This is a genomic window from Bacillus paramycoides (assembly GCF_038971285.1).
Classification (GTDB): domain Bacteria; phylum Bacillota; class Bacilli; order Bacillales; family Bacillaceae_G; genus Bacillus_A.
Map to the genome: position 1 here is coordinate 4,041,469 of NZ_CP152427.1, position 14,132 is coordinate 4,055,600.

The 14,132-nt window shown below is 36.0% G+C and carries 17 protein-coding genes and 1 pseudogene; 2 read left to right on the forward strand and 16 right to left on the reverse strand.

The window, feature by feature from the left end:
* The first annotated feature begins 37 nt into the window (after window positions 1–37).
* Window positions 38–238, forward strand: a complete 201-nt coding sequence (locus tag AAG068_RS20800) for a hypothetical protein (protein WP_342719797.1) — start codon at window positions 38–40, stop codon at window positions 236–238.
* Between the two features lie 44 nt (window positions 239–282).
* On the opposite strand, the gene AAG068_RS20805 is transcribed toward AAG068_RS20800, so the two are convergent.
* Entirely contained in the window at window positions 283–1,401 is a 1,119-nt protein-coding gene (locus tag AAG068_RS20805) for a tripeptidase T (protein WP_342715683.1), read from the reverse strand.
* Window positions 1,402–1,528: 127 nt separating this feature from the next.
* On the reverse strand, window positions 1,529–2,074 hold the full coding sequence (locus AAG068_RS20810; RefSeq protein WP_142337313.1) for a GNAT family N-acetyltransferase: 546 nt from the start codon (window positions 2,072–2,074) through the stop codon (window positions 1,529–1,531).
* Between the two features lie 188 nt (window positions 2,075–2,262).
* On the opposite strand from AAG068_RS20810, the gene prli42 reads away from it, so the two are divergent.
* Window positions 2,263–2,355, forward strand: a complete 93-nt coding sequence (prli42, locus tag AAG068_RS20815; RefSeq protein ID WP_000549038.1) for a stressosome-associated protein Prli42 — start codon at window positions 2,263–2,265, stop codon at window positions 2,353–2,355.
* Between the two features lie 72 nt (window positions 2,356–2,427).
* On the opposite strand, the gene AAG068_RS20820 is transcribed toward prli42, so the two are convergent.
* The 14 genes and pseudogenes from AAG068_RS20820 to bfmBAA form a co-directional block, all read right to left on the reverse strand.
* A complete protein-coding gene (locus AAG068_RS20820; protein ID WP_342715684.1) occupies window positions 2,428–2,667 on the reverse strand; it encodes a DUF3894 domain-containing protein in 240 nt (79 codons plus the stop codon).
* Between the two features lie 67 nt (window positions 2,668–2,734).
* On the reverse strand, window positions 2,735–3,295 hold the full coding sequence (locus AAG068_RS20825; RefSeq protein ID WP_071757309.1) for a L,D-transpeptidase: 561 nt from the start codon (window positions 3,293–3,295) through the stop codon (window positions 2,735–2,737).
* A gap of 16 nt (window positions 3,296–3,311) precedes the next feature.
* Window positions 3,312–4,280: an aromatic acid exporter family protein gene (locus AAG068_RS20830; protein WP_048531019.1), complete on the reverse strand. Its 969-nt coding sequence runs from the start codon at window positions 4,278–4,280 to the stop codon at window positions 3,312–3,314.
* A 100-nt stretch (window positions 4,281–4,380) separates the two neighbouring features.
* Window positions 4,381–5,103, reverse strand: coding sequence for an amino acid ABC transporter ATP-binding protein (locus tag AAG068_RS20835; RefSeq protein ID WP_042512209.1), 723 nt, complete (start codon window positions 5,101–5,103; stop codon window positions 4,381–4,383).
* Entirely contained in the window at window positions 5,096–5,755 is a 660-nt protein-coding gene (locus AAG068_RS20840; protein ID WP_306183812.1) for an amino acid ABC transporter permease, read from the reverse strand. The genes AAG068_RS20835 and AAG068_RS20840 overlap by 8 nt, the downstream gene beginning before the upstream one ends.
* A 36-nt stretch (window positions 5,756–5,791) precedes the next feature.
* Window positions 5,792–6,571: a transporter substrate-binding domain-containing protein gene (locus AAG068_RS20845; protein ID WP_342715685.1), complete on the reverse strand. Its 780-nt coding sequence runs from the start codon at window positions 6,569–6,571 to the stop codon at window positions 5,792–5,794.
* Between the two features lie 252 nt (window positions 6,572–6,823).
* On the reverse strand, window positions 6,824–7,237 hold the full coding sequence (locus AAG068_RS20850) for a BrxA/BrxB family bacilliredoxin (RefSeq protein WP_001979317.1): 414 nt from the start codon (window positions 7,235–7,237) through the stop codon (window positions 6,824–6,826).
* A gap of 142 nt (window positions 7,238–7,379) precedes the next feature.
* On the reverse strand, window positions 7,380–7,787 hold the full coding sequence (locus AAG068_RS20855) for a YjdF family protein (protein WP_342715686.1): 408 nt from the start codon (window positions 7,785–7,787) through the stop codon (window positions 7,380–7,382).
* Between the two features lie 121 nt (window positions 7,788–7,908).
* Window positions 7,909–8,373: an NUDIX hydrolase gene (locus AAG068_RS20860; protein WP_342715687.1), complete on the reverse strand. Its 465-nt coding sequence runs from the start codon at window positions 8,371–8,373 to the stop codon at window positions 7,909–7,911.
* 69 nt (window positions 8,374–8,442) lie between these two features.
* Window positions 8,443–9,149 (reverse strand): annotated as a pseudogene (locus AAG068_RS20865) (DUF421 domain-containing protein).
* 107 nt (window positions 9,150–9,256) lie between these two features.
* The gene (locus AAG068_RS20870; protein ID WP_098667355.1) at window positions 9,257–10,435 is read right to left on the reverse strand and encodes an FtsW/RodA/SpoVE family cell cycle protein; all 1,179 of its coding nucleotides are present in this window, start codon (window positions 10,433–10,435) and stop codon (window positions 9,257–9,259) included.
* A 339-nt stretch (window positions 10,436–10,774) separates the two neighbouring features.
* On the reverse strand, window positions 10,775–12,091 hold the full coding sequence (locus tag AAG068_RS20875; RefSeq protein WP_342715688.1) for a dihydrolipoamide acetyltransferase family protein: 1,317 nt from the start codon (window positions 12,089–12,091) through the stop codon (window positions 10,775–10,777).
* Between the two features lie 15 nt (window positions 12,092–12,106).
* The gene (gene bfmBAB / locus AAG068_RS20880) at window positions 12,107–13,090 is read right to left on the reverse strand and encodes a 3-methyl-2-oxobutanoate dehydrogenase subunit beta (protein ID WP_000290076.1); all 984 of its coding nucleotides are present in this window, start codon (window positions 13,088–13,090) and stop codon (window positions 12,107–12,109) included.
* Window positions 13,091–13,103: 13 nt separating this feature from the next.
* Window positions 13,104–14,105 carry a 3-methyl-2-oxobutanoate dehydrogenase subunit alpha gene (bfmBAA, locus tag AAG068_RS20885; protein WP_000852554.1) on the reverse strand — a complete coding sequence of 334 codons (1,002 nt, stop codon included), beginning with the start codon at window positions 14,103–14,105 and terminating at the stop codon, window positions 13,104–13,106.
* Window positions 14,106–14,132 lie beyond the last annotated feature (27 nt).

The following is a 14,132-nucleotide window of genomic DNA, read 5'->3' on the forward strand; positions in this document are numbered from 1 at the left end:
TAGATATGGATATTTTTGTAAAAAAGGGTGATTTATTCTGAAATCAAACAGTAACCTCAATTATACATTTCTCGTTATTATATTAATCATCTTAATTAATTATTTATTACTCTCTATTTTTGATATTAACGTAGCAGGGATTCTTCCAAATCTACTGGGCATTGCAACAACTCATATACTTCCATGGATTTTCTTGTATTGGCTTATCCGCCTTGTAAAAGCAATCGAATCAAAATAAAAAGCGTGTAAATCCAATGTGATTTACACGCTTTTTCTATTACATTACTTCGCTACTTCTTCAATAATTGCAACAACTAATTCTGCTGTTTTCGCTAATTCTTCAACAGGAATCTTTTCGTTTGTTGTATGAATTTCTTCATAACCAACCGCTAAGTTAACTGTTGGAATACCATGTCCTGCAATTACGTTTGCATCACTTCCGCCACCACTTTGGTGAAGAGAAGGTGTACGACCAATTTTTTCAGCTGCACGTTTTGCAACTTCTACAACGTGATCGCCATCAGCAAATTTAAATCCTGGATACATAACGTTTACTTCAACGTCTGCGTGACCGCCCATTTCTTTTGCAGTTGTTTCAAATGCTTCTTTCATTTTTACAACTTGTGCTTCCATTTTTTCATTGATTAAAGAACGCGCTTCTGCAAAGATTTGCACGTGATCGCAAACGATATTCGTTTGTGTACCACCTTCAAAACGTCCAATATTTGCAGTTGTTTCAGAATCAATACGTCCAAGTGGCATCTTCGCAATTGCTTTCGCTGCGATCGTAATTGCAGATACACCTTTTTCTGGTGCTACACCAGCATGAGCTGTTTTCCCGCGAATAATCGCATTCACTTTCGCTTGTGTAGGAGCTGCAACAACGATTTCACCAACTTTTCCATCGCTATCTAATGCATAACCGTATTTCGCTGTAATGCGCTCACGATCTAATGCTTTTGCACCAACAAGACCAGATTCTTCTCCAACTGTAATAATAAATTCAATTGTACCATGAGGGATGTTTTTCTCTTTTAAAACACGGATTGCTTCGAACATGGATGCTAATCCTGCTTTATCATCCGCACCTAAAATTGTAGTACCATCTGATACGATATATCCATCTTTAATAGAAGGCTTAATTCCATTACCAGGAACTACTGTATCCATATGAGAAGTAAAGTAAATTGTATCAACACCATCTTTTGTTGCTGGTAATGTACAAATTAAGTTACCTGCACCATGCCCAGTAACAGCCATTGTGTCATCTTCAAATACTTCTACACCTAAATCTGTGAATTTCTTTGTTAATACTTTGCAAATTTCTGCTTCAAATTTCGTTTCAGAATCTACTTGTACTAATTCCATAAATTCATTTACTAAACGTTCTTGATTAATCATAAGACTGCGCCTCCTGCACTACCATTATGTATGTAACACTATTAATTATAACAGAATTTCGCAAAAGTTTCGAAATACAAGACAAAAAACAGACGGTTTATATGTCTTGATAACCATCTGCTTTCTATTACTCATTTAACAATACCCAGCGCATATGATCTTCCCACACTCCGTTAACCATTAACATCTTCCTAGACACACCCTCATATTGAAAACCTATCTTCGTCACGACTTGTATAGATGCTAAATTTCGTGGCATAATCGGTGCTTCTATACGATGTAATTGAAATTCCTCAAAAGCAACTTGAATCGCTTTTCTAAGCGCTTCTGTCGTATAACCTTTGTTTAACTCTGCCTTATCTAATTTATAGCCAAGTACACAAGATTGATAAATTCCGCGAACAATTAAATTAAATGAAATACATCCAATTATTTTCGTATCATCACCCTTTTTAAAAATCCAAAGCCTGATGATTTTACCTTCTGCGATCTCTTTTCTATCCTTTTGCAACTTTTTCTTTTGATAATCTAACGTAAAAAAATCATCCGGTCTATACTCTTCCCAAGCTTTTAAAAATTCACGATTTCTGTCGTAATATTGAAGAACTTTTTCAGCATACGACTCATCAATTTCCCTTAAATGTAAACGATTTGTTTCATATATTTTCATCATCGTATCTCCATTCTTCAGCTTGCATAACAAAAAACTTATACTCCATCATTTTATATATTCTCTACATGCGTACAAATTTCCTGTTATACTTTACACACACTTCTCGAATTTTGTCATTTCTCTCCCCTTGTCCACAATATCATTTCTCGTTACAATGATATTGTACTGATTTGCAAGGAGGTATAACGATGCATAAAAAAGCTCAAAAAGTTATGATTTATGTAATGCTAATTTCTATGCTTGTAACAACATTACTTGCTGGCGCGAGTATGTTTTGGTAAAAAGGACGATGTGTTCGTCCTTTTTTTACTTTTTACATATAACAAAATAAACCATCTCGATATCGAGATGGTTTATTTTATATAAAGCACAATCGCTACAATAATAAAGGAAAATGACATTACAAGTGCTATTACAAAACTTGTATATTGTTTCTGCTGAAATGCTCCAATAACAAAAGTAAGATTGAGTAATGCCATACATACAATTGCTACAAGATAAGAACATATATTAAAAGTTGCCAACATGAATGTAATAACAAATAGAAATCCCATAAAAAATTGCATATACGAAATTTTTGGATTCAAGTACATATGAGCAACCCCTTTATTTAATTTTTATCTTTCTATACTCTCATTAACTCATGGTTATGTACACATGTCAAGACAACTTATTACAATAGAAAAAACCAACCTTTCCGTTGGCTTTTTCATATGCAATGGCTCCTTTTTCTTTTGCCAATTGCTGAAATGATTTTTTCGATTTTACAATCCATACTTTCGTTCCAATCGGAATGCGATCAAATAAATATTCCACATCATTTTTCTTCATTCTTATACATCCTTGTGAAATATACTTTCCAATTGAACTCGGTTGGTTTGTTCCATGTATTCCATACTTACTCCCATCAGTTCCTCTTGCATTAAATCCCATCCACCTAGATCCAAGTGGATTTTTCGGGGATCCCCCTGGAATATTCTTCGCAATATAATATGGATCCTTTGCTTTCATGACAATATCAAAAGTTCCCTCTGGAGTTAATTCATTTGTTTTCCCTGTCGCAACTGGAAAAACCTTTTGAATCTTCCCATCGTCAATATAAGCTAATTTATTCGTCGCTTTATTTACAATAATAAAAGGATCCCCGGCACGTGGATTATCACCAAGAGGCCAAATAGGCGATAAAGAAAGACATAATATGAAAGAGAGAAGATACGGCATAAATAATTCCTACCTTCTATATAAGTTCTTTTATATTATCCTTTCCCTTAAAACGACTTTTAATGAGTAAATATTGCTCCATTTCATATACAAGTTGAACAAGTTTCGCACGTATCTCAAATTCTTCGCGTGTAACTGGCAATGGCATGTCCCTAAATAATTCTCTCATTTCTTGAAGCTGTCTTAAAGAGATAACCCCAGTACTCTCAGGACTAATGGCATTTCCAATGTTTTCAACCACATCCGCAATCATGTCAGCTTGTTCGTATGTCCATGATAAAGAAGCTGCTAATGGTATCATCCGCTCTAAAATTTCGAACTGTTGCATGCGCATATTAAAGTAACGATAGTAATAGCCATCTTCTCGCATGAATGCATTCTCAAGCTTCTTAAACGATAAATCCCTTGCTTCATTTAGCATATTTTCAGTTTCAATAAGTTCTGCTCCGCTCCAACTACTTTCCCTGTTTCGTAAATAAACGACCATTTCAAACAAAATCGTTTTAAAATTACTTTCTATTTTGTCCTGATACTCTTTCAACTTATTTTCACTACTTGGCATATACATATTCACTAATAAAGCCACGCTAATCCCTATCGTTAATATCGCAATTTCATTTCCAACAATAAGCCATGTAATTTGTTTCAATGAATATAGATGCATCACAATAACTGAACTCGTGACAATACCTTCTTGAATTTTAAGCATTACTGCAGTCGGAATAAATGTAAGTAATAATACGCTAATTGCTAGCGGTGTATATCCAATTGTTTCAAAAATACAAAACGCGAATACCATTGATAATACACAAGCTAAAAAACGATGTAACGATACTTGAAGTGATTTACGTTTCGTATTTTGTACACATAATATAACTAAAATACCCGCTGAGCTATAAAATTCTAATCCTAATAACTGAGCAATAAAAACTGCTGCACCTGTCCCTATTGCTGTTTTTACTGTACGGTATCCAATTTTGAACATAGCATTGCTCCTATATGTATAAACGTATTTACAGCTAGTATAAAAAAAGGATGACACAATGTCATCCTTTTCTACTTATTATTCACGTAACCGTTACATATTACAATATTTTTTGTAAAAATTGTTGCGCACGTTCACTTTTCGGTGCTGCAAAAAATTCTGCTGGTGCACTATCTTCTACAAGCTTTCCACCATCTAAAAAGAGAACACGATCAGCTACTTCTTTCGCGAATCCCATTTCATGTGTAACAATCGCCATTGTCATTCCTGTCGTAACTAATGATTTCATAACTTCTAATACTTCTTTCACCATCTCTGGATCTAGTGCTGATGTAGGTTCATCGAATAACATCACTTCCGGTTCCATCGCTAACGCTCTCGCAATTGCTACACGTTGCTTCTGTCCGCCCGAAAGACGATTCGGATACGTATCTTTTTTATCTAATAAACCGACCTTCTCTAAAAGTTTCTCGGCTTTCTTTTCAGCTTCTTGTTTCGTTACTCCTTTTACATGAATAGGAGCATACGTAATATTTTCTAATACAGTCATATGAGGAAATAGGTGAAAATGTTGAAATACCATTCCGACATTTTCACGAACGTGCATAATATTCGTTTTCGGATTCGTTACTTCTTCCGTTCCAATCCAAATGTGACCATTCGTCGGTGCTTCTAACACATTCATACAACGTAAAAATGTTGATTTCCCTGATCCAGACGGTCCAATAATTGCTACTACTTCCCCTTTTTCAATCGTTGTTGTAATTCCTTTTAATACTTCGTTTTTTCCAAATGATTTATGAAGGTTTTCAATTTTAATCACTTTTCTTCATTCTCCCTTCAATTGCCTTCCCGACTAATGTAAGAATAATGACTAACATATAATAAATCAGTCCAACAAAAAGTAATGGTTCAAGATATTTAAACGTCTCGCCACCTACGATGTAAGCACGGCGCATTAAATCTGTCGCTCCTATTACTGTTACTACAGCTGATTCTTTCGTAAGTGTTGCAAACTCGTTCACAAGCGCTGGTAATATGTTTTTTAATGCTTGAGGGAAAATGATATTTCGCATCATTTTCCCATAAGGAACGCCTAAAGCCATCGCTGCTTCTGTTTGTCCTTTATCAACCGCTTGAATGCCCGCACGGATTACTTCTGACATATATGCACCTGAATTCAAACTAAATGCTAATACAGCCGCTACGAATGCCGGTATTTCATAACCAATTATTTGCGGGACACCGAAATAAATAATCATTAATTGCAATACAAGTGGTGTACCACGGAAAATTGATGTATAAAGATCTGCCGCTATATTTAATGCTCGTATTCTAGCAATTTTGCAGAGTGCTAATAGCATTCCTAAAATAAACCCTACTAGCGCTGATACTGCTACAATTTTCAAAGTAACTTCTAAGCCTTTTAATATATATGGTATCGAAGGCGTAATCGCCGAAAAATCTAAATTCATTCTTTTCATTCCCCTCACAGAAAAGTGAAAGGCAGCTTATTTTTCGCTGCCAAACCATTTCTTCACTAATTTATCCATTTCTCCATTTTCTTGCATTTTTTTAATTACTTTATTAAATTCAGCTGTTTTGTCACTGTTTTTCGGAAGGGCAATTGCTGCTCCAACTTCTTCTGGCGCTTCTTGAATTTCAATTCCTTGTAAATCTTTCATTTTCTCTACATAATTTTTAGCAACTGTGTCTTCTATAATTGCGGCATCAAAACGACCTGCTTTAATTTCTTGTACAATTTCTGGTATACGGTCACGTCCCTCAACTTTGAAATCTACTTGTTTTTTAAATTCTGCCGCTTTCTCTTCTTGAATAGATCCTGTTTGTACCCCTACTTTTTTCCCTTTTAAATCCTCTACAGATTTAATGTTAGAATCCTTTTTAGAAACAACCATATTTTTCGCAACGAAATAAATATCTGTGAAATCAACATTATTTTTACGCTCTGCAGTCGGCGTCATACCTGCCATTACGAAATCAACTTTTCCTGAGCTAAGAGATGCTAATAAACCACCAAAATCCATATCTTTCACTTTCACTTCATAACCAAGTTCTTTTCCGATATATTTAGCAACATCAACATCAAAGCCGATAATTTCATCACTTTTTGAAGCTTCTACGTATTCATATGGCTTATAATCTGCTGAAGTCCCCATAACCAGTACTTTCTTATTTTTCCCAGTAGTCTTTTCTTCCCCATTACTACAAGCACTGAACATACTTACAATTAAAATAAGTGCAAACGATATTGATAATAACTTCTTCATCTTTCTTCCCCCTAATAATGTATATTTAAAAGTTTAATAGAATATTTATTCGATGTTTGTATTGTATCAGCACTTTTATTTTTATGCAATATATAAAATAAAAATAAATAAATTAACAATAACAACACTATTCACTATGTATAAAAAGATGCATAAAACACAAAGGATATTCATGCTCTATAAAACTTGATGCTAAATAAAAAAAGGCGCTATGTCCACAATTAAGTGAACGTACCGCCTTTTCGCTTATAATTATAGTTCTTCACAATTCTCTTCGAAATAAGATTGTAGTTTTGCAATAACTTGCATCGGTTCATGACCTTCAATTTCATGACGCTCTACCATCGTTACAATTTTTCCATCTTTTAATAAAGCAAATGATGGAGAAGAAGGTGGATACCCTTCGAAATATTCACGAGCTCTTGCTGTCGCTTCTTTATCTTGACCTGCAAACACCGTTACAAGATGGTTAGGTCGTTTATCATAATGTACGGAATGCGCAGCAGCAGGACGAGCAATACCGCCTGCACAGCCACATACAGAGTTTACCATTACAAGTGTTGTTCCATTTCTTTTAAACGCTTCTTCTACTGCTTCTGGCGTCGTTAATTCTGTATATCCAGCAGAGACAATCTCTTCACGTGCTTGGCGGACAACATCATTCATAAAAAAGTTAAAATTAATCAATCTTTTCCCTCCTCTAAAACTACCTATTTGTATCTTACCAGTTAATGTTTATGAAATACAAGTAAGTTTACTTGTATTTCAGCATAGAAAAGGTGTTAGAGCAGGGCTCTAACACCTTTTCTTAATGACCACGATGTTTTTGCTTTGCTTTTTGTACTTTGATTAAACGTCTTCTTTGTTTTTCAGCCTCACGCTTCTCCTTAGATTGCACTTTCTTTTCTTGTTTATGCAGTTCATAGGATAAGCTAATTGCCTCTTGTGCCTTAGTAAAACGGTTTACATTTACTTCTTTTGCTACTTGTCGTATGATACGCTTTATATTTTTTGGACGCTTTTTTTCTTTCACTTCCACGCCACATTTTGCAAAGTGCTGAAAATACGCTAACATTGGACCATTTACAAATATAAGTATTTCTTCGTCTGACGGCTCGGTTCCAAAAATATACCTTGCTCCATACAATTTCCCTTTTTCTTTACATGTAATGATCCCAACAAAAAATTGGCCATCGTGATATACTGTCAACTCCATTGACAGCCCCTCCTTAAAAAAATTAGAAATACGGGACATCCCGGAGGGGAAGGTTACTGACATGAAATCATGCGTCTGGACTACCAACCAGAACTGTGTTTTTGTATTTCTTTCACTATTATTATATCTTTTTTTCCATAATTTTCATATATTCAACAATCATTTTTTTATGCGATCCCACAATATAGTCAGGTAGTTCTGTTAGTGGGAAGAATGTAAGCTGAACCGCTTCTTCTTTATTCATAACAAAATCTCCATCGTATTCATCCGTATAATAAGCAGTCGTTACAGATTGAAATTCATCGCCGTTTGCTAATTTTGTAAAATAATTCGCTCCAGAAAATACGTTGATTAATTGTAGGTTCTTCACTTTTATCCCTGTTTCTTCGTATACTTCACGGCAAGCTGTTTCTTCTGGTGATTCACTAAGCTCCATTAATCCGCCAGGCAGCCCCCATTTTCCATAAGGCTCTGTTCTTTGTTGTAATAATACATATCCATTTTCATTTATAACGAGTACAACAGCACCAACTAAAATTAAAGGGCGATGACCAACTATTTTTCGTAATTCTTCTACATATCCCATCGTATCCCTCCTTTTTCGTTGTCCACACTATTGTATCATATGTATGAAACGACAAAATGCGTATATTTTTCATTTTTTTAACAATATATTTATTTTATGTGCTTCATCTACTGTAGCTAACAGAATGGATTCAACTTCTGCGTTTTTCTCTAGAAATTCTCTCGCCCATTCTTCTGTTTTCCCTAATAAAGCAAGAACATCTTTCTGAATGCTCCCATCCTTTACTAATACAAAAGAAACTGGAGATTTTTTTCCCGCCACTTTCAGATCAAGCCGCGAAACTGCCTCATATTCAGGATACTGAAAAATAGAAACAACACCATTCGCTTCCCATAATGCTAATTTAATCTTTTGAATGTCGCTCACATTTCGCATACGAAGTTCCGAAAATAAATATTCCACCGTAATTCTCACTTTTTTCAAATTGCTAAAATCAATGGAACCATTGTGTATAAGAATAATAGGTGCTGTGGCTCTAAAAAGCGCCTCCATCTATCCCATTTCAACATTAAGACTGAGCTTATAATGTGAAGTACAACGAGTATGAACGTTGTAATCATTGAGCCGAGTAATCCTACTTTTTCATCAGATAATGCGTTAGAAATATTCCCGCCGAGCAATAACACTAATACAACATCTAAAAAACGAAGTTGTGCGATAGACCTTTGTCCCATCGCTTTCGCAACTAATATTAAAAATATGTATGCTATAATATCCCGAATAACCCATTCACTATTAGAAAGATGCCGTGCCCCTTCAAAAATATGCATATGCATCACTTTGTACTCCTTACCCGTCTCAAACTGCTACTTTGTTTTAGTTTGCAACGGGTAAGAGCATATATGTAAAAAAGCTGATTCGTTTTTTAACGAATCAGCTTTTCTTACTTAACGGAAAACATATACTTTTTATACGTTTTTCGTACGGATAATATAAGACCCATCATAATCATATTTGAGAACAAGGAACTTCCCCCATATGATAAGAACGGTAATGCAATCCCTTTTACAGGCATTAATCCAACGATCATACCGATGTTTTGGAATATTTGAACCGTTAATATCCCAATCGATCCAGCACATAATAATGTACCGAATAAATTATCAGCAGAATAACCGATAATAATTGTTCTATATAGTAGTAATAGGAACAAGAATACAACTAACGCTGCTACAATAAATCCACCTTCTTCGGCAATTGTAGCGAAAATAAAGTCAGTATGCTTCTCAGGGATATAGACGTTCCCTTCGCCAAACCCTTTCCCTTCCATACCGCCACTACCTACAGCTAAAATCGATTGCTGTGTTTGATAACCTTGGTCTGTATGTTCAAATGGATCTAACCAACCTAAAATACGTGATTGTTGGTGCGGTTTTAGTAGCGTAACTAACTTATTAAAGAAGAAATCCTCATACCTTACGTAAATAAATATTAATGCAGATAATATGGTAACTGGAATAACTGTACATAACGCTATCAATTTCTTCTGAATACCTGACATAAATAAAATACATGCAATTGCAGCAGCATATAAGAACACCATCCCTGTATCCGGTTGGCTATATACAACAGCAATAGGCGGGAGGGATACTAGTACAATTTTACCTACTAATTTTAAGTCCGTTTGGAATGTCCTTGCCATATACTGTGCATTATGTTTCACTGCTATACTTGCTACCACGAGAAGCAATGAAATTTTGAAAAACTCAGATGGTTGAATTTGTCCAAGTAACGGAAATACAAACCATCTTTTTGCACCTAATTTTTCAGGTGTGAAAGTGGAAACCGGTAGTATTTTCAAAAGAATAAGTGAAGCAAATCCAACGATATAAAGCGGCCAAGACAATTTTTGTAGTTGATCTAAGTCAATGCTTGCAACAAGCAATAACAATACAACCCCAATTATGTAGTTCAAACCTTGTTTCATCGCAAAGTTCGCCTCTCCATATTGGCCAGTTTGCTGACTGCTATATATAGCAGCTATACTCGTAACACATAATGCTAACAAAATTAATATTAATTTTACATCTAAACTTTTTAGAAACTCGGTACTTCTTTTCATGACATCCTCCTGAAACATTGTTACAGCAAAATAAAAAACCAGGAGTCAACATTCTTCATGTTTTGACGACTGATTACACATTATCTATAAAACACTTATATAGAATAACTCTCTTTTTCATACAATACAATATATTATACTACAGTTTCATCAGTAAGATTTGCCAAAAAATTATTCTTTTCTTATTTTATATCCATATACCATATATCAGCAATGTATTTTCATAAATTCCTAATACATAATCGTTCATTGTAAGATTACTGGGAAAGGTATTATACATATAGTAGGATGTAGATGAAGAAATAGGATGATAAAAAGCTCGCATAAGCGAGCTTTTTATTAATATACAGACGTATTATTTTCTGACGTATTTTCTAAAATTTCTTTTACACGTCCTAAGAACTTACCACAAACTAAGCCATCTAGTACACGGTGATCAAGTGATAAACATAAGTTAACCATGTCACGAGCACCAAACATGCCATTATCCATAATTACTGGGCGTTTTACAATTGATTCAACTTGTAAAATGGCCGCTTGTGGGTAATTAATAATACCCATAGATTGAACAGAACCGAATGATCCTGTATTATTAATTGTAAATGTTCCGCCTTGCATTTCGTCCGCTTTTAACGATTTCGTACGTACTTTTCCTGCAAGCTCTGTAATTTCACGAGCGATACCTTTAATTGTCTTCTCGTCTGCATGTTTAATTACTGGTACAAATAGTTCGTCCTCTGTTGCAACAGCGATAGAAAGGTTAATATCTTTCTTCTGAACGATTTTATCGCCAGCCCACATTGAATTAATTTGAGGATATTCTTTTAACGCTTGTGCTACTGCTTTTACGAAGAAAGCAAAGAACGTTAAGTTAAAGCCTTCACGCTTTTTGAAATCACCTTTAATTGAATTACGGTATGACACAAGGTTTGTCACATCTACTTCAATCATCATCCAAGCATGTGGTGCTTCGTGTTTACTACGCAACATGTTCGCTGCGATTGCTTTACGCACACCTGTTACTGGAATTTCGATATCGCCAGGCATTGTTGGTACAGAAACTGGTTTCGCAGCTTCTACCTTTTGTGCTACCGGCGCGGCTTTTGGTGCTTCTGGACGCGCTTCTACTACTGCCGCTACCGCTTCCTCTTTTTTCGCACCTGCTTGCGGAATATTTCCAGATTCCACTAGCTTTAAAATATCTTTACGAGTGATACGGCCATTTGCTCCCGTACCTTCTACTAAATCTAAATCCACGTTATGCTCACCCGCAAGTTTTAACACAGCTGGTGAAAAACGTGGTTTTCCATCAGTTGGTTGTTTTGCTTTCGGTGCTTTTTCAGGAGTAGTTACTTCTGCCTTTGGTTCTTCTTTTGTTTTTTCCTCAACAGCTGTTGCTGCTACTTCATCTGCGCCTTCTACTTGAATCACACAAACTACTTCACCTACAGCTAACGTATCACCTTCACCAGCGATTAACTCTTTCACAATACCAGTGAAAGAAGATGGTACTTCAGCATTTACTTTATCAGTCATTACTTCTGCAAGCGGATCATACTTGTTTACGTGATCGCCAACATTCACGAGCCATTTACTAATTGTACCCTCTGTAACGCTCTCCCCGAGCTGAGGCATTGTAATATTTTCTACAGCCATGTATAGTCCCCCCGATTAAAATTCCGCAAGCTCACGCATTGCTTTTTCAACTTTATCTGGATTTACCATAAAGAATTTTTCCATTGTTGGTGCATATGGCATTGCTGGTACGTCTGGACCTGCAAGACGTGCGATTGGCGCATCTAAATCAAACAGACAGTTTTCAGCAATAATTGCTGCCACTTCACTCATAATACTTCCTTCTTTATTGTCTTCTGTTACAAGAAGAACTTTACCTGTTTTAGAAGCTGCTTCAATGATTGCTTCTTTATCTAATGGATATACAGTACGTAAATCAAGAATGTGTGCAGAGATTCCATCTTGTGCTAACTTTTCAGCTGCTTGAAGAGCAAAGTGAACACATAATCCGTATGTGATAACAGTAATATCATCACCTTCACGTTTTACATCTGCTTTTCCGATTGGTAATACGTAATCATCTTCTGGCACTTCACCTTTAATTAAGCGATATGCACGTTTATGCTCAAAGAATAATACTGGATCTTCATCACGAATTGCAGCTTTTAGTAAGCCTTTTGCATCATATGGTGTAGAAGGAATAACAATTTTTAAACCAGGTTGGTTTGCAAACATCGCTTCTACAGATTGTGAATGATACAATGCACCGTGAACACCGCCGCCAAATGGCGCACGAACTGTGATTGGACAAGTCCAATCATTATTAGAACGGTAACGAATTTTTGCTGCCTCAGAAACAATTTGGTTTACTGCTGGCATGATGAAATCAGCAAACTGCATTTCAGCGATTGGACGCATTCCATACATTGCCGCACCAATTGCTACTCCAGCGATTGCAGATTCTGCAAGTGGTGTATCTAGCGCACGATCTTCACCAAATTGATCATATAATCCGTGTGTCGCTTTAAATACGCCACCTTTTTTACCAACATCTTCACCTAAAACGAATACTTTCTCATCGCGTTCCATTTCCTCGCGCATTGCTAATGTAATAGCATCAATATAAGACATTACAGCCATGAAACGTTCCCCCCTATTCTGCGTATACGTGCTTCAATGCATCTTCAGGTGCTGCATACGGAGCATTTTCTGCATATTCTGTTGCTTCGTTTACGATATGCATAATTTCGTCTAACATTTGTTTTTCAGATTCCTCAGTTAACACGCCAACCTCTTTTAAATAAGCAGCAAATGTTATAATCGAATCATTTTTCTTCGCTTCTTCTACTTCTTCTTTATCACGATAAACACGATCATCATCGTCACTTGAATGTGCTGTTAAACGATATGATACTGTTTCAATTAATGTTGGACCTTCACCACGGCGGCCACGGTCTGCCGCTTCTTTTACAGCTTTATATACTGCAAGCGGATCATTTCCATCTACTGTATATCCAGGCATACCGTATCCAATTGCACGGTCTGATACATTTTTACATGCTAATTGTTTTTCAACTGGAATAGAGATTGCGTATTTATTATTTTCACACATGAAAATAACAGGTAACTTGTGTACGCCAGCAAAGTTTGCCCCTTCATGGAAATCCCCTTGGTTAGAAGAGCCTTCTCCGAATGTAACAAACGTTACTAAATCTTTCTTTTCCATTTTTCCTGCTAATGCAATACCAACTGCATGTGGTACTTGCGTTGTTACTGGAGATGAACCTGTCACAATACGATTTTTCTTTTGACCAAAGTGACCAGGCATTTGACGACCACCAGAGTTTGGATCTCCAGCTTTCGCGAAACCAGATAGCATAAGCTCTTTCGCTGTCATACCAAACGCTAGTACAACACCCATATCACGGTAGTATGGTAATGCATAATCTTTCTCTCTATCAAGAGCGAATGCTGCTCCAACTTGTGCTGCCTCTTGTCCTTGACAAGAAATTACGAATGGAATTTTACCAGCGCGGTTTAATAACCACATACGTTCATCGATTTTACGTGCAAGTAACATCGTACGGAACATTTCTAATACTTGCTCATCACTTAAGCCAAGCTCTTCATGGCGCTTTTCTTTTACTTCTGCCATTTTTCATAACCTCCTAAATCCACATTT